Source organism: Collinsella sp. LCP19S3_H3 (genome assembly GCF_052119145.1).
Classification (GTDB): domain Bacteria; phylum Actinomycetota; class Coriobacteriia; order Coriobacteriales; family Coriobacteriaceae; genus Collinsella.
This window is the reverse complement of the sequence record NZ_JBQKFW010000004.1, coordinates 45487-64489: the sequence shown is the minus strand read 5'-3', so window position 1 is coordinate 64489 and position 19003 is coordinate 45487. Positions and strand designations below refer to the sequence as shown.

The window sequence follows — 19003 nt, the reverse complement described above, 5'->3', positions numbered from 1 at the left end:
GGTCAATCGGCATGTTATCTGCTATATCCAGTCTGAATTTTGGGTATAGACGTGTAAGTGTGTGCTAAAGTAATGTGTCCTGTGGACTACGAAGGGAGAATCTGTGCCAAATAAGACTGAGAGCACGGGTACTGGGCTGGAATCCTACGTTGCTAAGCTCATGGGCAACGGCTCAAACAGGACTTCGGTAACCGAGGACGAGATCCAGGTCGTCCTGAAGGATATCGATGTTTCTGACGAGCAGCTCAACGCGGTCTATTCCGCGCTGCGCAACAGCGGCATCCAGATTATCTCCGCGAGCGGAAACGACGACGCCCCCATGGACGTCGACGATGACGATAACGATACCGACGATTTCGATGACGACGAGGAGCACGATTCCGGCTCGCTCGACGATCATGAGCTTAAGATGGCCCGTCAGGCCGATGCCGAGATGGGTTCTTGCAAGAGCAAAAAGAAGCGCGCCGTCCGCACGTCCCGTTCGCGTTCTCGCGTGCGTGGCATCGATGCCTCCACGGTGATGCTGACCGGTGACCCGGTTCGTATGTACCTTAAGGAGATCGGCAAGGTCGACCTGCTGACCGCCTCCGAAGAGGTCGATCTGGCCATGAAGATCGAGGCCGGTCTCGAGGCCACCGAGAAGCTCGAGGCCGCCGAGGCGGGCGAGATCGAGCTCACTCGCGCCGAGATGCGTCGTCTGACTCGTATCGAGAACGTGGGCCTCGAGGCCAAGCAGGCGCTCATCAGCGCCAACCTCCGTCTGGTCGTCTCCATCGCCAAGCGCTACGTCGGTCGCGGCATGCTGTTCCTGGATCTGATCCAGGAGGGCAACCTTGGTCTGATTCGCGCCGTCGAGAAGTTCGACTACCAGAAGGGCTTCAAGTTCTCCACGTACGCCACGTGGTGGATCCGTCAGGCCATCACGCGCGCTATCGCCGACCAGGCCCGTACCATCCGTATTCCCGTGCACATGGTCGAGACCATCAACAAGCTTGTCCGCGTGCAGCGCCAGCTCCTCCAGGATCTGGGTCGCGACCCGACCCCCGAGGAGATTGGTGCCGAGATGGACATGAGTGCCGACCGCGTCCGCGAGATTCAGAAGATCTCGCAGGAGCCCGTGTCGCTCGAGACTCCTATCGGCGAGGAAGAGGATTCCCAGCTGGGCGACTTTATCGAGGACTCCCAGGCCATCGTTCCGCCCGATGCCGCCAGCTTCTCCATGCTGCAGGAGCAGCTCACCCAGGTGCTCGACTCGCTTGCCGATCGTGAGCGCAAGGTTATTGAGCTGCGCTTTGGACTTGTCGACGGACATCCCCGCACGCTCGAGGAAGTCGGCCGCGAGTTTGGTGTCACGCGCGAGCGCATCCGCCAGATCGAGTCCAAGACCCTGGCCAAGCTCCGCCACCCCAGCCGCTCCAGTAAGCTCAAAGACTATATTGAAAGCTAGTCAAGCAAGAAGCGCCCTCAAGCACATCCGCTTGAGGGCGCTTTCATGTAACAAGGGCCGGCAGTTGGGGCACGGGTAGTCTTTTTGGGACGGGGCTTTTTTAGCTGCCCTATCTCAATGAGCGGCTCAAGCTTTAAAGGCCCCAGATTGGGTAGCTAAAAAAGCCCCGTCCCAAAAAGACTACCCTGGGCGTCTGGTTGATTAGTCGTTGGGGACGTTCTTGAATGACTAGTCGTTTAAGAACGTTCCCAATGACTGGGTCGGAAAATTTCTTAAAAAAGTTCTTGCCCTGAGCTGATTCGTCCGTATAATAAACTTCGTTGCTTGAGAGCATGCACCTATTCCTCGGTAGCTCAATGGTAGAGCACGCGGCTGTTAACCGCGCTGTTGTAGGTTCGAGTCCTACCCGGGGAGCCAGAATTTCTCAGCCCAATCTGCTGGGCTTTAAATTCCTCGGTAGCTCAATGGTAGAGCACGCGGCTGTTAACCGCGCTGTTGTAGGTTCGAGTCCTACCCGGGGAGCCAGATTGTAAAACCCGTCGCTTTTGCGGCGGGTTTTTTCATGCCGCGATTGCTTAACGCAAACGTTGCCATATCAACATTTCGTGTCGAGGATGTAATCCTGCGACCCACCACCTCAACATGGCGCGGTCGTTGTAGAATATTGCAATGATTGCTCCCACGACATGGTGCCGCGAGCACCAGATAAGGAGATTCTTGTGTCTGAGACCATTAACGGCAGCCTGAGCGTCTCGAACGACGTTATTGCCGATATTGCCGGTTATGCTGCGATGACGTGCTATGGCGTCGTCGGTATGGCCGAGCAGCTCCAGGGCGCCGAGAGCGTGCGCCTGCTTGCCGGTCAGCGCCTCCGCAAGGGCGTACTTGTCTCCGCCGACGAGAACGGCCTTACGGTCGACCTTCACGTCGTGCTCGAGAACGGCGTCAACATGAAGTCCGTCTGCCACAATCTTTCGAGCTCCGTTGCCTTCACCCTGCAGGAGATCGCCCAGATCGATCCCGCCAGCCTTAAGATCGGCATTCACATCGACGCGCTCAAGAGCCGTCTGAACTAGCATCCGAAAACGGAGATTCAAATACTCATGATTGTAAAGACCATTCGCACCTGTTTTCCGATCGCTGCGGCTGCCGTTTCCGACAAGGCCGAGGAGATCAATAAACTCAACGTCTTTCCCGTGCCCGATGGCGACACCGGCACCAACATGTCGCTCACGCTCGCCTCGGTGACCAAGGAGCTTTCCGCCCTTCCCGCCGATGCCGATATGGAGGCCGTCGCCGGCGCCATCACCCACGGCTCCCTCATGGGTGCCCGCGGCAACTCCGGCGTTATCACCTCGCAGATCCTGCGCGGCGTGGCCGAGGGTCTCGTCTCTGCCGATGAGCCCATCACGTCTGCCGACATCGCGCATGCTTTCCGTCGCGCCGTCAAGGTCGCCTTCCAGGCCGTCCGCAAGCCCATCGAGGGCACGATTCTTACGGTCCTGCGCGACGTCTCGACCAAGGCCGACGAGTGCGAGAAGAAGAAGTTCTCGGCCGAGGACGCGCTCGACGCCATCGTCGTCGAGGCCTACCAGTCTGTGGCTCGCACGCCCGACCTGCTGCCCGTTCTGAAGGAGAACGGCGTGGTCGACTCCGGCGCCTTTGGCTTTGCCATCTTCCTGGAAAACTTCGTTGCCGCTGCTCTGGGCCGCAGCACCGTTGTCGAGGATTTCTCCGCCACGTTTGATTCCGCTGGCTCTGCCCGCGATGCGGCCCTCGGTCGCGTCGAGATCGAGGCCAACGACGACTGGGAGGGCTCGGAGTTCCGCTACTGCAATGAGTTCCTCTTTAAGGCCGACGCCCCGTTTGACGAGGACGAGTGCCTTAAGTTCCTGGGTTCCATGGGCGACTGCGAGCTGCTCGTGGGCGCCTACCCCGACTACAAGATCCACGTGCACTCCAACACCCCCAACCTGGTGCTCGAGCACATGCTGCAGCTTGGCCAGATCTACGAGGTCTTTATCCACAACATGGAGATGGAGGCCCACGACCGTACCGCTAAGATCCACGAGGACCAGGAAAAGGCCGGCGAGCCCGCGAAGGCCTTGGGTTTTGTCGCCGTTGCCGCCGGTTCCGGTGAGGCCGACATCCTCAAGTCCCTCGGCGTCGACGTAGTCGTTTCGGGTGGCCAGACCATGAACCCCTCGACCGCCGACCTGCTGGGCGCGGTGGACCAGGTCAACGCGACTTCGGTCATCATCCTGCCCAATAACGGCAATATCCGTATGGCTGCCGAGGCTGCTGCTTCTGCCTGCACCGACAAAAAGGTCGCCGTGGTTCCCACCAAGACCGTTCCGCAGGCGTTCTCCGCTCTGTTCGCGGTGCTGCCCGATTCCGAGCTCGAGGACGCCGTCGCCGCCATGGTCGATGCCATCAGCGAGGTTCGCGATGGCGAGGTCACCCGTGCCGTGCGCGATTCCAGCGCCTCTGACGGCTCGCCGATTCACTCCGGTGACGTCATGGGTATCATTGCCGGCTCCATCGACGTGGTCGGCTCCGATGTGAAGCAGGTCACGCTCGACTGCATCAACCGCATGCAGGAGGAAGAGGAGGGCGACGCGCTGACGATTCTGGCCGGCGAGGAGCTGTCCGATGAGGCCTTCCAGGAGATCGTCGACGCCATCGAGGAGGCTCAGCCCGACCTGGAGATTGACGCCCATCGTGGCGAGCAGCCGCTCTATCCCGTGATCTTCTCGATCGAGTAGGCATCTGCCCATGTCCGAGCTGTGCTCCGTGCCGCGCGTCTCGGAGCGCTTTGCCCAGAGCAATGCGCTCGACGAGGATATCGCGCGACTCAAATATGTTTCGGGTAAACGTGAGGAGGCCCTTCGCCGTCTGGGAATTAGGACGGTGGGGGACCTCCTTCTCCATATCCCTCATCGATATCTGGACTTTACACGCTCCTGGTCCATCGAGATGGCGCCTATCGGTACGGTGTGCACGATCGTCGCCACGGTCGATCGTATCGTTCAAAAGCAGCCCCGCCCGCGTATGCAGGTTACCGAGGTCTCGCTTGTGGACGAGACGGGCGTGCTGCAAGTCGCTTTTTTCCGCCAGCCCTGGATTGCCCAGCAGCTCAAGCAGGGCGACCGCCTGGCCGTGATGGGTAAGGTCGAATTTGCCTACGGCTTTAAGCAGATGGCCTCGCCGCATTTCGAAAAGCTCGAGGACGGGCGTGCCGCGGGCACCATCCTTCCGGTTCACTATGTGAGCGACGGTGTGAGCCAGGCTTGGATGCGCCGTATCGTGAGCGGCGCGCTCGAGATTGTCGGCAATCCCTTCGACCCGATTCCCGCGCCCCTGCGCGCCAAGCGACGCCTTATGAGCAGCGCCCGTGCGCTGCGTTCGATTCACTTTCCCTCAAGTATGGCCGAGCGCGATATCGCGCGCGCACGGCTTGCCTATGAGGAATGCCTCTATCTTCAGCTGGCGCTTCGTCTGCGCAACGACGGCGGTATGGTCGAGGTGGTTCCCTACACCCATACCGCGGGTGGTCATTTGACGGCGCTTAGGCGAGCCCTGCCGTTTTCGCTGAGCGACGAGCAGGAGGCCGCGTTCCAAGACATCCTGCATGACATGTGCGATGGCGACCACGTGATGAACCGCTTGCTGCTGGGCGATGTCGGTACCGGCAAGACCGCCGTCGCCGCCTGCGCGCTGGCAGTCGCGGCCGATTCGGGTACCCAGTCCTGCGTCATGGCACCCACGGGCGTGCTGGCGCGTCAATATGCCGATAAGACCGGCCCTTTGCTCTCGCAGGCCGGTATGTCCTGGGCGCTCCTGACGGGTGCTACCCCGGCCGCCGAGCGCGAGCGCATTCATGCACAGCTGCAGTCTGGTGAGCTCGATGTGCTCTTTGGTACCCATGCGGTCCTTTCGGATAACGTAACGTTTAAACATCTTTCACTCGTCGTTATCGACGAGCAGCATCGGTTTGGCGTGGGGCAGCGAAATGCCCTGCGTGCCAAAGGCCCAGGTGCGGACTTGCTCGTTATGACGGCCACGCCTATTCCGCGCACACTGGCGCTCTCGGTCTATGGCGACCTGGACACGTCCATCATTCGTCATCGCCCCGTTCCCGGGGCCGGCGTCTCGACGCGCGTGCTCACCGAGTCGAGCCGCGACCTGGCCTACGGTGCCATTCGCGAGGCGCATGCTCAAGGACAGCAGGCTTACGTTATCTGCCCGCTTGTGGAGCCGAGTGACTCCGCGGACGATTTGGAAGACGTTCCTGGCATTGCTCGCGACGATGAAGGTCGCGTGACGGTGCCCGTGCCGTTGCACGACACCGCGACCGAGCTCGAGCGCCTGCGTCTGGCATTGCCGGGGCTTTCCGTCGAGCGTCTTCACGGCCGCATGCCGGCGGGGGAGAAGGACCGCGTGATCGACGCCTTTAAGCGCGGCGAGATCGACGTGCTCGTCTCGACTACGGTGGTCGAGGTGGGCGTCGACGTACCTAACGCCACCGTCATGGTTATCGAGAACGGCGAGCGCTTTGGCTTGGCAGCCCTGCATCAGCTTAGAGGCCGCGTGGGCCGCGGCAGCGTGTCGGGCACGTGCCTGGTCATGACGCATTCCAAGGGCAATGGCGGTGTGTCTGCTGCGCAAGACCGCCTGCGGGCGCTCGAAAAGACCTCTGACGGTTTTGCACTTGCGCAGATGGACCTGCGTTTGCGCCACGAGGGCGAAATCTTGGGTTATCGCCAACATGGCGGTGTGACCCTGCGTTTTGTGGACCTGGACGCCGACGAGGATCTTATCGAATGGGCCCATTTGGACGCGGTCGAGCTCTTGCGGTATGCTTGCAACCTTGACTCCGTGGCGACGCGTCCCTTGCGCGATGCGGTCGCCACGCGTTATCGACATATCTTCAAGGAGGTCAGCGGAGGATGAGAATCATCGGCGGTGAATGGCGTGGCCGCAAGATCGAAGAGCCGCGTGGGCGCGATGTCACCCGTCCCACGACCGACCGCGTGCGCGAGGCATGTGCGTCCATGGTCATGTCGGCATTCGATTTCGATCTGGACGAGGTCCGCGTGCTGGATGCCTTTGGCGGCTCCGGTGCCCTGGGAATCGAGATGCTCTCGCGCGGCGCTCGCTCGCTCATCACGTTCGAGATCGATCGCAATGCCGCCCGACTGATCACTAAGAATATCGAGTCGCTGTGTCGCGACCGCTCGCGTTGGCGCGTCGTTACCGGCGATGTGTTGGCGAGCGCCTCGCGCGGCCGTGTTCCGGGCGGCCCCTTTGATCTGGTCCTGCTCGATCCACCCTATGCCTTTGGTGCCGAGCCGGTCGAGGAGCTGCTGCGCAATCTTGCCCAGCAGGGCTTGCTGGCACCAGGGGCCTTTGCCCTGTTTGAGCATGCCGCAAGCGACGCGGGCGCTCATCCGGCTGGTTTTGAGACCGTGCGAGAGAAACGCTACGGCATTACCTCGGTTGACTTGCTGCGCTGGGTGGCCGCGGACGAGTGCGACCATGCTAATGACAGCGATATTGACGAGGACGTGGCTTTGGAGGATACCCATGAATGACACTATCAACCGCGTGATCGTTCCGGGTACTTTTGACCCCATCACGTTTGGTCACATCGATGTAATCCGCCGCGCCCGCCGCATTTTTCCCAGCGTGATTGTCGCCGTGGCGGAGTCGCAGGGCAAAAACGGCGTGGGCACCACCTTTATGCTCGATGAGCGCGTGGCGTTGGCCCGCGAGGCCCTGGGCGATATTGACGGTGTCGAGGTACTACCCTTTACCGGCCTGTTGGTCGATTTTGCCCGTGAGCAGGGTGCGGGTGCTGTGGTCAAGGGCCTGCGCGCCATGACCGACTTTGAGTACGAGCTGCAGCAGGCGGACCTCAACTATCGCCTGGACAACGAGCTTGAGTCCATTTTTGTCATGAGTGCGCCGCAGTACGGCTATATCTCGAGCTCGGTGGTTCGTCAGATCGCATCGCTCGGAAGCGATGTGTCGACGTTTGTGCCGCCCAATGTGGTCGAAGCGCTTAAACATCGCTTTTCGTGACGTTTCATATTGCCTGATGGCATGTGGTAAACTAACACGATGACATGTTACCTATGAAAGGAGACCGGATGCCGGGCGAGAATTTTCCTGGCGACAGGATCGTGAGCCTTGTCGAGGAGCTCGAGGGGCTCATCGAAGAGGCTAAGACGCCGTTCGGCAAGAATGCCCAGATGAAGGTTATCGATGCCGACGTCTTCTTTAACATCCTTGACGAGATCCGTATGAGCTATCCCGAGGAGTGGCAGAAGTCCCGTCGCATCCTCAAGGAGCGCGACGAGCTTATGGCTTCCGCCGCCGCTCAGGCCGATTCCATCATTGCCGATGCTCAGCAGCAGGCACTCACCATTGCCGGTGAGCAGGAGATCGTCCGCTTGGCGCAGCAGCAGGCCGACGATATCCGTGATCGTGCCCAGCAGTACGAGCGCGAGACGCGCTATGCGGCCGAGGATTATGCCGAGCAGGTCTTTACGCACCTCGAGGAGAACCTCAAGAGCCTGACCGGCACCGTTACCCGTTGCCGTCAGCAGCTCAACGAGGGTGCCGCCCAGCAGAACGGTCAGTGGTAATGGCTGTGTACCCGAGCGTTACCGTCGATCTTTCCGAGCAGCTCGAGTTTCCCGGAGACTCGTATCCGCTGACCGGCAAGGTCGATGTCGCCACCTACACGGTGGGCGAGAAGGAGTACCAGCTGCAGGACGGCATTGCTTACGACGTGGTTTTTACCAATGCGGGCACCGGTGTTCTGCTCTCCGGCATGGTTCGAGCGCACGTCACCGGCGAATGCGACCGCTGCCTTGAGCTCGCCTCGTTTGATATCGCCGGCGAGATCGAGGAGTTCTATCTCTTTGAGGAGCCCGAGGATCCCGAGGCCTACGAGGACGGTTACGAGCTTTTGGGCGAGGACCGCATTGTCGATCTGGGGGAGCCCATTAACGACGCCGTTGTCATGGACACGCCGTTTGTGGTGCTCTGCAAGCCCGATTGCCGCGGCCTGTGCCCCACCTGCGGGATCAATCTCAACGTCGAGCAATGCGATTGCGCCGCCCAGGCCGAGGCCGAATGGGCCGCTGCCACGGAAAATCCATTTGCAGCATTGAAGAATCTCAATCTTGATGAGTAAAAATGTGGTAGTATCGCTACTTGCGCGTAATCGCCACACTGGATAGTTCATAAGGAAGGTCACTATGCCCGTACCTAAACAAAAGCAGGGTCGTATCCGTACCCATACCCGTCGTTCCGCCAACATGAAGATCTCGGCTGCGGCTCAGTCCACGTGCCCCCGTTGCGGCGCTGTCAAGCTCCCGCACCACGTGTGCCCCAGCTGCGGTTTCTACAAGGACCGCGAGGTTATCGTTACCGAGTAACTGTATACTCTGGATACGATGCCGTTCCAACTGGAACCACAATGGCCGGCTCAATGAGTCGGCCATTTTTGTATAAGGAGCACTTGAAATGAGTAACGTTCGCGTTTGTGTAGACGTTGTGGGTGGAGACGAGAAGCCCCAAGTTGTCCTCGACGGTATTGAGGCCGCGCTTGCCGCCGATCCCGATATCGAGGTCATTGCTGTTGGCCCCGCCGATATCGTCAACCCCTTTGCCGCGGCGCACGCGCGCGTGGAGGCTCTGGAGGCCCCCGATGTCATCGCCATGGACGACGATCCCATCCGCGCCGTGATGACCAAGCGTAAGTCTTCGATCGTGCTTGCCTGCCGTGCTATTAAGAAGGGCAACGCGGACGCGTTTTTCTCCGCGGGGTCGACCGGCGCCATGACGGCTGCCGCCACCGCCTACGTGACGCCGTTTAGATATTTGGTAGAGGGTAAGAAGCAGCCGGTGCGCCCATGCCTCACCAATGCGCTGCCCAACCGCGCCGGTGGCCTTACGGTACTGTGCGACATGGGGGCCAACCCCGATGTCGAGGTCGACGACATGGTTCGCTTTGCCCAGATGGGTGCAGCCTATGCCCGCGTGGTCCTGGGCATCGAACACCCGCGTGTGGGCCTGCTTGGCAACGGCACCGAGGACGAGAAGGGTTCTAACTTTACCAAGGCGTGCTTCCCGGCCATGAAAGCCGCGGTCCCCGGTTTTGTGGGCAACTGCGAGGGCACCGATCTTACGTCGGGCAATTTTGACGTTGTGGTCGCCGACGGCATGTCGGGCAATATTGCGCTCAAGGCAACCGAGGGCGCTGCCAAGTTTTTGCTGCAAGAGCTCAAGGGCGCCTTTATGTCTTCGCTCGGTACCAAGATCGCCGCGCTGCTCATCAAAAAGCAGATGCGCCAGATGAAAGCCAAGCTCTCGGGCGATGCCAAGGGCGGCGCGATCCTGCTGGGCCTTCGCGGCGTCGTTTTGATTGGCCATGGCGCCACGTCGGCCGAAGCCGTTAAGAACGGTACACTCGCCGCGGCTCAGGCCGTTCGAGCCGGGCTTATCGAAAGCATTGCCAATTCCATGGAAGGTATCGTTTAGCAAGAGCTCCGTTACGTGGCTCAAGCTATGCATCGTGGGGTAGAATCGGAGCCGTGCTGCAATGCGGCTTCCGCCCGCGCGACACATTGTATTCCACGACGTATGAGAGGATGCGCTATGGATCGCTCCGAAATCTTTGACAAGATCGCCGAGATCGCTGCCGACGTGCTGGGCATCGACGTTGCCGAGATCAGTGATGAGACGACTTTTGACGACCTCGATGCCAATTCGCTCGAGCGCCTGCAGCTGGTGACGGCCATCGAGGACGAGTTTGACCTCGAGATCGATGACGAGACCCTGTTGTCGCTCACCTCCGTTGCCGACGCCGTCGACGCTATCGAAAACGCCAGGGAGGCCTAGGTCTTGGCTTTATCTCAACGACTCACGCGCGCTCAGGAAATCCTGGGCCATGAGTTTAATAACAAGGTGCTGCTACGCGCGGCGCTCACCCACCCCTCGGCAGTAGAGGGGCAGCCGGTCTCTGCCAGCTATGAGCGGCTTGAGTTTTTGGGTGACTCCATTCTGGGCGCCGTGGTTGCCCGTTCGCTCTTTGAGTCTTATCCCGAGTTCGATGAAGGCAAGCTCACGCGTCTGAAGGTATCGCTTGTTTCGGGTGCCACGCTGTCCGAGGTTTCGCACGAGCTGGGCATCGACGACATCATCATCTTTGGTGCCTCCGAGACCGGTACCGGCGCGCGCGGCCTTAACTCGGCGCTCGAGAACGTCTATGAGTCGCTCGTGGGTGCGTTGTACCTCGATGCCGGCTGGGATGCGGCGGCGGAGTTCATCCATCGCACGCTTAAGCCCCATTTGGCCTCCGAGCGTGCTGAGCACCCCGCGAACCCCAAGTCGTTCTTGCAGGAGTGCGTGCAGGCAGACGGTCACGAGCCCCCGGCATACAAGCTGGTAGGCTCCGAGGGCCCGGCACATGCGCCCACCTTTACCGCCGTGGTGCTTGTCGACGGTATCCGTCAGGGCCGCGGCACCGGCGCCTCTAAGAAAGAGGCCGAGGGAGCCGCTGCACTCGAGGCGCTCGACCGCATGGGTTACACCACCAACGGTGTGATTCTCAACAAGAAGCCCGTTTAAGCGAGGAACCGTGTATCTCAAGTCCCTTACGCTCAAAGGGTTCAAGTCGTTTGCCGACCGCGCCCATATGACGTTTGAGCCGGGCCTGACCGTCATCGTCGGTCCTAACGGCTCGGGAAAATCGAATATCTCCGATTCGATTCTGTGGGTACTGGGTGAGCAGAGCGCCAAGCAGCTGCGCGGCCAGGCCATGGAGGACGTCATCTTCTCGGGCTCGTCGGCGCGCAAGCCGGTGGGCGTTGCCGAGGTCACGCTGGTGCTCGATAACTCGGACCATGTGCTGCCTGTCGACTTTGACGAGGTTGCCATCACCCGCCGCATGTATCGTTCGGGCGAGAGCGAATACCTCATCAACTCGAGTCCGTGCCGCCTGATGGATATCCAGGACATTTTGCACGATTCGGGCTTGGGTAAGGATACGCATTCCATTATCAGCCAGGGCAAGCTCGATGCCATTTTGCAGAGCCGTCCCGAGGAGCGCCGCGCCCTTATCGAGGAGGCTGCCGGCATTTCCAAGCACAAGCGCCGCAAGGAGCGTGCGCTCAAAAAGATTAAGTCGATGGACGAGCACCTTACTCGTGCCCGCGACATCAATAAGGAGATTGCCCGTCAGCTGCGACCGTTGGAGCGTCAGGTCGATCGCGCGCGCAAGTACAAAGAGCTGTCCTCGCGCGCGAACGAGCTTACGCAGATGCTGGCCGTTGACGAGCTTCGTTCGCTGCAGTCGCAGTGGAACGATCTGGAGAGCCGTTCCAAAGAGGGTGCCGCCGAGCTGGAGCTTGCGCAGTACCGCTTGGGCGAAAAGGAGCGCGAGCTCGAGAAGCTCCAGGTGATGCTCGAGGAAAAGGGCCTGTTTGTGGGTGACTTGGGCGAGCAGCGCCGTCATATGCAAGATGTGGTCGGCCGTATTAACTCCGATATGCGCCTGCTCGAGGAAAAGGGCCACAATATGGTGTCGCGCCTGTCCGATATGCGCGGCCAGATTTCGAGCTCCGAGCATCAGCGTCGTCGCGTGGTCGAGGAGCTCGAGGATGCACGTGCCCAGCTAGAGGAAGTGACCGGTGCGCACATGCAGGCCCAGGACGACGTTGACGCCGCCGGCCCTGCCGCTGCCGAGCTCCACGAGCGCCGTGTTGCGCTCGACCATCAGATTTCGCAGCTTACGCGCGAGCAACGCGATGTGCAGCGCGTGGCCGACAAGGCTGCGCTCGAGCTTGCCAAGGTGAAAGACTCGCTGAGCAATGCCGAGGTCGAGGACAACATGTACGCCTCGCGCCTGGAGCAGATTGACGAGCAGCTCGAGGAGGTCACGGCCTCGCTCGAGAGTCGTCGCGACCGCGCCGAGGAGCTCGACGGCGCGCTCGATCAGGCTCGCCAAGCCCAGGCCGATGCGCGCCAGGCCACCGAGGTCGCCCGTGCGGCGTTGAAGGACCTGCGCGCCCGTGAGAGCGAGTCGCGCAACAAGCTGTCCGAGGTGCGCTCTGAGCTTGCGAGCCAAAAGAAGCTCGATGCCCGTATGGCCGATAGCTCGCCGTTGGTGAGCCGTCTGGTAGGGGCATTGGGCGATGACGTAACGGGCCGTCTGGGCGACGTGCTCGAGGCGCCGCGTGAGCTTGAGGGCCTGGTCGAGCAGCTGCTTGCCGGCGATATCGATGCCCTGTTGTTTGATGACGCCGCCACGCTTGAGCGTGCCGGTCGTGCGGCTTTGGACCAAAAGAAGGCCTCGGGCGAGGCACTGCTGGTGGCGCGTGGTGTGAGCGGCTCTGCTGCTGCCGAGGGCGCTGCCGGTTCGCGTCTGGTTGATCGCCTGTCCGTGCGTGCCGGTTATGGCCCGATTGTCGAGGCACTGCTCGGCGGCTATTACGTGGTCGATGACTTGGCTGCCGCGCTGGCGGCACCAGTCGTTGACGGTGTGACCTATGTGACGCCCGATGGCGCTCGCGTGAGCTTTGGTGGCCTGGTGCGTGTGGGGCTCGATGCCGGCGAGGCCTCGGGTGCCCTGGAGCGGAAGCGTCGCATTCGCGAGCTCGAAGGCCTGGAGCCCGATTTGGCTGCCGTTTTTGAGCATGTGTCGAACCAGGTTATCGAGGCCAATGCGGCCGTCGAGGAGGCGCGTGCCGCCGAGGGTGATGCCGCCGGCGAGATCGCCCGTCTTGAGGGCGAGCGCCGCTCGCTGCTCTCCGAGATTGGCCGCCTGGAGCAAAGCGCCAACAACGCCGAGGTCGAGCGTGCGCGCATCTCCAGGCGCCGCGAGCAGGCGGCCGAGGCCGTTCGCGCCGCGCGCCCGCGCGTTGACGAGCTCACCCGTTCGCGCGACGAGGCCCGTGCGCAGGCAAGCGACCTGGGTCTCCAGATTGCCGAAGCCAACGACGAGCTCGATCGCGTGCGCCGTGACGATTCCGAGGCAGCCGGTAAGCTCGCCGATGCCAAGGTGCGCCTGGCCCAGACGGGCGAGCGCCTGCGTTCGCTGAAGGGCCGCGTGCCCGATCTGGAGCATCGCCTGGAGGGCATTGACCGCCGTATCCGCGGAACACGTCAGGCTTCGCGCTCGCTCGAGCTGCTGCGCCTCCGTGTCGATCCCATGCACGAGCGCTATTCGGCCCTGCTGGAGCGTGCATCTGATTGGGCTGCGCGCCTGCGTGACCAGGCCTCACTCGAGGAGGCAGACTCGGCTTCGCTCAAGAAAACCATCGAGGATGCCAAGGCCGAGGTCTCCCGCGCCAAGGAGCGGGTCGATGCCGCCACGGCGACACAAAACGAGTTCAAGGTCGCGCGCGGCAAGCTCGAGGTGCAGGTAGAGGCGGCCATCAAGGCCATTACCGCCGATGGCACCACCGTGCTCGAGGAAGCGCTCATGCTTCCTGCTCCCACCGATCGCGACGCCGCCGAGCGCGAGCTCAACCAGCTCGTGCGCCAGATCAACAACCTGGGCCCTGTGAACCAGGTTGCCATGGAGGAGTACGAGCAGCTCAAGCGCCGCGCCGATTACATCGAGGAGCAGCTGGCCGATCTGGAGAGCGCGCGCAAGGCGCTCACCAAGATTACCGTGGCCATCGACCGCAAGATGCGTAAAGCCTTCCTGGTGACCTTCGAGAAGGTCGATGCGAACTTCCGCGAGATCTTCGCCATGCTGTTCCCGGGTGGCCAGGCACATCTGGAGATGACCGACCCCGAGCACCCGGCCGAGACGGGCATCGAGGTCGTGGCGCAGCCGCGCGGCAAGCGTATCACCAAGATGATGCTCATGTCGGGCGGCGAGAAGAGCCTGACGGCGCTTGCCCTGCTCTTTGCCGTGTATCGCACGCGTACGGTGCCGTTCTATGTGCTGGACGAGGTCGAGGCGGCGCTCGATGACGCCAACCTGTCCAAGCTTATCGGCGCGCTCGACGTGCTGCGATCCGATACGCAGCTCTTGGTTATCTCGCATCAGCGCCGTACTATGGAGGACGCTGACGTCCTCTACGGCGTCTCGATGCAAGCTGACGGCGTCAGTCGCGTCGTCTCGCAAAAACTCGATCGCGAAACCGGAAAGGTCGTGAATGCATAATGGGATTCTTCGATGCTCTCTCGCGCGGACTTGAGCGCAGCCGCGAGGCCCTCAACGAGGTCTTTTACTTTGGCGGCGAGGTCGACGAGGATTTTTGGGAGGACCTAGAGGACACCCTCGTCATGGGTGACATGGGTGCCGAGGTCGCCATCCAGGTCTCCGACGACCTGCGCGATGCCGCGGCCAAGAAGAACCTCAAGACCGCCCCGCAACTCCGTCGGGCCCTGGCCGAGCAGCTCGAGCAGCATTTTGTACCCGTCGAGCGCGATCCGTTCGCCGACACGCCGAGCTGCGTGCTGTTTGTGGGCATCAACGGTGCCGGCAAGACCACTACGGTCGGCAAGATCGCGAGCGCCATGGCTGCCCGTGGCAAGAACGTCGTGATCGGCTCGGCCGATACCTTCCGCGCTGCCGCCATCGAACAGCTCGATGTGTGGGGCCAGCGCGCCGGCGTCCCCGTCATAAAGCGCGACCGCGGCTCAGACCCGGCAAGCGTTTGCTACGACGTACTCGACGAGGCCGATAAGCGCGGCAGCGACCTGGTGCTCATCGACACCGCGGGTCGTCTGCACACGAGCCCCGAGCTCATGCGCGAGCTTGCCAAGGTGGTCAACGTGACGCGTAAGCGCGCCGCCAATATGGCCGCCGGCCCCATGCCCGTCTCGGTCGTCCTCGTGATCGATGCCGCGACGGGCCAAAACGGCCTGAACCAGGCACTCGAGTTTAATGAGGCGCTGGGTCTGGACGGTATTATCATGACTAAGCTCGACGGCACGGCAAAGGGCGGTATCGCCATGGCCGTGGCCGAGAAGCTCAAGCTCCCAATTCTGCGCGTGGGCGTGGGCGAGCAGGTCGATGACCTGCAGGAGTTTAATGCCAAAGATTTCTGCCGCGCCCTGGTGGGCGAGTCCAACTAAGGAGTGACCAGTGTTTGATTCTCTGAGCGATCGCCTCAACGACACATTTGACCGCCTGCGCGGCAAGGGCAAGCTGACCGAGGCCGATATCACCTCGGCCATGCGCGACATTCGCATGGCGCTGCTCGAGGCCGACGTCAACTTTAAGGTCGTCAAGGAGTTTGTCGCCAATACCAAGGAGCGCTGCATGACCTCCGAGGTCATGGAATCGCTGACGCCGGCGCAAAACGTCGTCAAGATCGTGCTCGACGAGCTCACCGAGATGCTCGGCTCCACCGAGAGCAAGCTCGTCTTTAGCAACCGCATTCCCAACGTCATTATGCTCGTGGGCCTGCAGGGCTCCGGTAAGACCACGGCGGCTGTAAAGCTGGCATACCTGCTCAAGAAGCAGGGCCGCTCGCCGCTGCTCGCCGCGTGCGACGTCTACCGTCCCGCCGCTGCCGACCAGCTGGCCACGCTTGGTGGAGAGATCGGCGTGCCGGTCTTCCGCGGTGACGGCGAGCACCCGGTCGATATTGCCAAGGGCGCCATCCAGGAGGCCGTCGACCACCTGCGCGATGTGGTCATCGTCGATACCGCCGGTCGTCTGCAGATCGACGAGCAGATGATGCAGGAGGCCGTGGACATCAAGAAGGCCGTCAAGCCCGATCAGGTGCTGATGGTCGTCGATGCCATGACCGGCCAGGATATCGTCAACGTTGTCTCGACCTTCGCCGAGCGCACCGACTTTGACGGCGTGATTATCTCCAAGCTCGACGGCGATGCCCGTGGCGGCGGCGCGCTTTCGGTGCGCCAGGTGACCGGCAAGCCCATCAAGTTCGTGAGCATGGGCGAGAAGCCCGATTCGCTGGAGCCGTTCTATCCCGATCGCATGGCCAAGCGCATCTTGGGCATGGGCGACGTCGTCGGCATTATCGAGAAAGCCCAGGAGGCAGCCGATGCCGAGCAGCTCGAGGCTGCCGAGCGCATGCTGCGCGAGGGCTTTACCATGAACGACATGCTCGACCAGATGAAGGCCGTCAAGAAGATGGGCGGTATGAAGGGCATTCTGGGCATGCTTCCCGGCGGCCAGCGTGCGCTCAACCAGATGGGCGGCAACCTGGATGAGGGCATCTTCGACAAGAACGAGGCCATCATCATGTCGATGACCAAGGAGGAGCGCCTGCGTCCTTCCATCATCAACGGCCAGCGTCGCGCCCGCATCGCCAAGGGTGCCGGCGTGACCCCCACCGAGGTCAATAGCCTTATGAAGCAGTGGGGCGAGATGAACAAGATGATGGGCCGCATGCGCTCGATGGCCAACCAGGCGCAAGCCGGCGGCAAGAAGGGCAAGAAGGGTAAAAAAGGCAAAAAGATGCGCATGCCCAATATTCCCGGTCTGGATGCCATGGGCTTGGGCGGCATGGGCGGCCTGGGTGGCCTGGGTGGCATGGGAACAGGTGGTCCCAAGTCCGATATGGACCTGCTGCGCCAGATGGAAGCGCAGATGCGTAATAAAAAGTAACGACTGGTTGAGTCGAGTATGGCGAAGGCCGCCTGGATGGTACTCCAGGCGGCTTTCGCCGTTCGCTCGCAGGTTTTCTCACGCGCGCAAGCGTGTTGACGTTGAGGTGCTTGCCACTAGTGGCAGCCGCAGCCCTCGTGCCCATCATGGTCGTGGTGGCCGTGGCAGCCGCAGGACTCGCCATGCTCGTGGGCGTGCTCGTGGTCGTGGCCATGGCAGTCGCAGGTGGCCTCGCCGGTCTGCGCGAGCGTGCCGGCAATGAGGGCCTCGACGCAGGCGTCGCAGCTGCCCTGGGCGCCCGCATAGACCTTGATGCCTGCCTGGGTGAGCGCGTTGATGGCGCCGCCGCCGATACCGCCGCAGATGAGCGTATCGACGCCACCGTTGGCGAGCAGACCCGCTAGGGCGCCGTGACCAGTGCCGCCGGTGCCTACGACCTGCTCGTTGAGCACCTTGCCATCCTGGATGTCATAGATTTTGAACTGCTCGCTGCGGCCAAAGTGCATAAAGATGTTGCCGTTGTCGTACGTCGTTGCCACCCTCATGGTGTCGACCTCCTTTACTGGCCATATGGCCGTCGTCGTAGGTGTGGGGGAGTATGCGATATTGCCGCCCTCGATACTAAGTGCTCGCCCGTTGACCAGCGCGTTTGCCACCTTGCGATGTGCGCGGCTGCAGATGGCCGCAACGGTGGCACGGGCGATGCCCATTTGCTGGGCGACGGCCTCCTGATTGAGTCCTTCTAGGTCGCAAAGCCGTAGGACTTCGAGCTCATCGACCGTCATGTCGATGGCGTCTCCGCTGGCAAGGCCGTCAGGGGTAAAATCGCGATATTCGGGAACGATCCCAACACGGCGCAATTTTTCGCGTCTTCCTGCCATACACTCTCCAAATCTGACATATGTCAACAATAGGATAGCGCGTATACGAAACCGCTCAAGCTATTTTTGGCATATGTCAAAAAAGCTAAAGGTGCAGCATTTGCGAATGCGGTGCCGTACTGCCGTGCATTGCGTGTGCCGCCCCAAGTGTGCAATTCGATGCTGCGCGCCTGGGCTACAATAAAAATCGCTTATAGGCGACTGACAGGAGGGTCAATGAGCAAAGCTGATCAACAGTTTGTAGTCATGTGCCGCGATATTCTGGACCATGGCACCACTACCGAGGGCCAAAAGGTTCGTCCGGTGTGGGAGGACGGCACCCCTGCCTATACCATTAAAAACTTTGGCGTTACGGCACGCTACGACCTGCGTGAGGAGTTTCCGGCGCTTACCCTGCGTCGTACGGCCCTCAAATCTGCCATGGACGAGATCTTGTGGATCTATCAAAAGAAGTCCAATAACGTGCATGACCTCAACAGTCATATTTGGGATGAGTGGGCCGACGAGACCGGTTCCATCGGAAAGGCCTATGGGTATCAGATTGGGCAGAAGAGCCATTATGCCGAGGGTGACTTTGACCAGATGGACCGCGTGCTGTACGACCTTAAGCACACGCCGTACAGCCGCCGCATCATGACCAATACGTACGTGTTTAGCGACCTGTCCGAGATGCACCTGTATCCGTGCGCCTACAGCGTGACCTATAACGTCACGCAGCGCCCGCAGGACGATAAGCCAACACTCAACATGATTCTCAACCAGCGCAGCCAGGACATTTTGGCCGCGAACAACTGGAATGTGTGCCAGTACGCCATTTTGCTGATGATGGTCGCGCAGTCGGTCGATATGATCGCTGGCGAGTTGCTGCATGTGATCGCCGATGCCCATATTTACGACCGTCATGTCGATATCGTCCGCGAGCTTATCGAGCGTCCGCAGTTTGCCGCGCCCAAGGTAACGCTCAACCCCGATGTGCATGATTTCTACGCGTTTACGACTGATGATCTGATCGTTGAGGGCTATGAGCACGGCCCGCAGGTCAAGAACATCCCCATTGCGGTGTAG

17 protein-coding genes and 2 tRNA genes are annotated in these 19003 nt (G+C 61.1%); 18 read left to right on the top strand and 1 reads right to left on the bottom strand.

Annotation, left to right across the window (positions count from 1 at the left end):
• The first annotated feature begins 103 nt into the window (after positions 1-103).
• The 17 genes from rpoD to ffh all read left to right on the top strand — a co-directional run bounded on the left by rpoD (position 104) and on the right by ffh (position 17057).
• The gene (rpoD, locus tag ACTQZF_RS03050) at positions 104-1447 is read left to right on the top strand and encodes an RNA polymerase sigma factor RpoD (RefSeq protein WP_441554520.1); all 1344 of its coding nucleotides are present in this window, start codon (positions 104-106) and stop codon (positions 1445-1447) included.
• 342 nt (positions 1448-1789) lie between these two features.
• A tRNA-Asn gene (locus ACTQZF_RS03045) sits at positions 1790-1864 on the top strand.
• A 33-nt stretch (positions 1865-1897) separates the two neighbouring features.
• Positions 1898-1972: transfer RNA gene (locus ACTQZF_RS03040), tRNA-Asn, on the top strand.
• Positions 1973-2133: 161 nt separating this feature from the next.
• A complete protein-coding gene (locus tag ACTQZF_RS03035; RefSeq protein ID WP_187361832.1) occupies positions 2134-2523 on the top strand; it encodes an Asp23/Gls24 family envelope stress response protein in 390 nt (129 codons plus the stop codon).
• A 27-nt stretch (positions 2524-2550) separates the two neighbouring features.
• A complete protein-coding gene (locus ACTQZF_RS03030; protein WP_441554519.1) occupies positions 2551-4212 on the top strand; it encodes a DAK2 domain-containing protein in 1662 nt (553 codons plus the stop codon).
• A gap of 10 nt (positions 4213-4222) precedes the next feature.
• Entirely contained in the window at positions 4223-6400 is a 2178-nt protein-coding gene (gene recG / locus ACTQZF_RS03025; protein WP_441554518.1) for an ATP-dependent DNA helicase RecG, read from the top strand.
• A complete protein-coding gene (gene rsmD / locus ACTQZF_RS03020) occupies positions 6397-7041 on the top strand; it encodes a 16S rRNA (guanine(966)-N(2))-methyltransferase RsmD (protein WP_441554517.1) in 645 nt (214 codons plus the stop codon). The genes recG and rsmD overlap by 4 nt, the downstream gene beginning before the upstream one ends.
• Positions 7034-7531 carry a pantetheine-phosphate adenylyltransferase gene (gene coaD, locus ACTQZF_RS03015; RefSeq protein ID WP_154515440.1) on the top strand — a complete coding sequence of 166 codons (498 nt, stop codon included), beginning with the start codon at positions 7034-7036 and terminating at the stop codon, positions 7529-7531. Before rsmD ends, coaD begins: the two co-directional genes overlap by 8 nt.
• A gap of 68 nt (positions 7532-7599) precedes the next feature.
• Entirely contained in the window at positions 7600-8097 is a 498-nt protein-coding gene (locus tag ACTQZF_RS03010) for an ATPase (RefSeq protein ID WP_154515443.1), read from the top strand.
• Positions 8097-8651 carry a YceD family protein gene (locus ACTQZF_RS03005; protein ID WP_441554516.1) on the top strand — a complete coding sequence of 185 codons (555 nt, stop codon included), beginning with the start codon at positions 8097-8099 and terminating at the stop codon, positions 8649-8651. Before ACTQZF_RS03010 ends, ACTQZF_RS03005 begins: the two co-directional genes overlap by 1 nt.
• Positions 8652-8715: 64 nt before the next feature.
• The gene (gene rpmF, locus ACTQZF_RS03000) at positions 8716-8895 is read left to right on the top strand and encodes a 50S ribosomal protein L32 (protein WP_022094017.1); all 180 of its coding nucleotides are present in this window, start codon (positions 8716-8718) and stop codon (positions 8893-8895) included.
• Positions 8896-8983: 88 nt separating this feature from the next.
• Positions 8984-10000 carry a phosphate acyltransferase PlsX gene (gene plsX / locus ACTQZF_RS02995; RefSeq protein ID WP_154515449.1) on the top strand — a complete coding sequence of 339 codons (1017 nt, stop codon included), beginning with the start codon at positions 8984-8986 and terminating at the stop codon, positions 9998-10000.
• A 117-nt stretch (positions 10001-10117) separates the two neighbouring features.
• Positions 10118-10360 carry an acyl carrier protein gene (locus ACTQZF_RS02990; RefSeq protein WP_441548341.1) on the top strand — a complete coding sequence of 81 codons (243 nt, stop codon included), beginning with the start codon at positions 10118-10120 and terminating at the stop codon, positions 10358-10360.
• A 3-nt stretch (positions 10361-10363) separates the two neighbouring features.
• A complete protein-coding gene (gene rnc, locus ACTQZF_RS02985) occupies positions 10364-11089 on the top strand; it encodes a ribonuclease III (RefSeq protein WP_154515455.1) in 726 nt (241 codons plus the stop codon).
• A 10-nt stretch (positions 11090-11099) separates the two neighbouring features.
• Positions 11100-14636 carry a chromosome segregation protein SMC gene (gene smc / locus ACTQZF_RS02980; protein ID WP_441554515.1) on the top strand — a complete coding sequence of 1179 codons (3537 nt, stop codon included), beginning with the start codon at positions 11100-11102 and terminating at the stop codon, positions 14634-14636.
• On the top strand, positions 14636-15553 hold the full coding sequence (gene ftsY, locus ACTQZF_RS02975) for a signal recognition particle-docking protein FtsY (RefSeq protein ID WP_271807278.1): 918 nt from the start codon (positions 14636-14638) through the stop codon (positions 15551-15553). The genes smc and ftsY overlap by 1 nt, the downstream gene beginning before the upstream one ends.
• A gap of 10 nt (positions 15554-15563) precedes the next feature.
• Complete coding sequence (ffh, locus tag ACTQZF_RS02970) at positions 15564-17057, top strand: signal recognition particle protein (RefSeq protein WP_441016333.1); 1494 nt, start codon at positions 15564-15566, stop codon at positions 17055-17057.
• Positions 17058-17173: 116 nt separating this feature from the next.
• Here ffh and ACTQZF_RS02965 read toward each other — a convergent pair whose 3' ends face one another.
• Positions 17174-17938, bottom strand: coding sequence for a NifB/NifX family molybdenum-iron cluster-binding protein (locus ACTQZF_RS02965; RefSeq protein ID WP_441554514.1), 765 nt, complete (start codon positions 17936-17938; stop codon positions 17174-17176).
• Positions 17939-18154: 216 nt separating this feature from the next.
• Between ACTQZF_RS02965 and thyA the strand changes: the two genes are divergently transcribed.
• Positions 18155-19003: a thymidylate synthase gene (thyA, locus tag ACTQZF_RS02960; RefSeq protein WP_441554513.1), complete on the top strand. Its 849-nt coding sequence runs from the start codon at positions 18155-18157 to the stop codon at positions 19001-19003.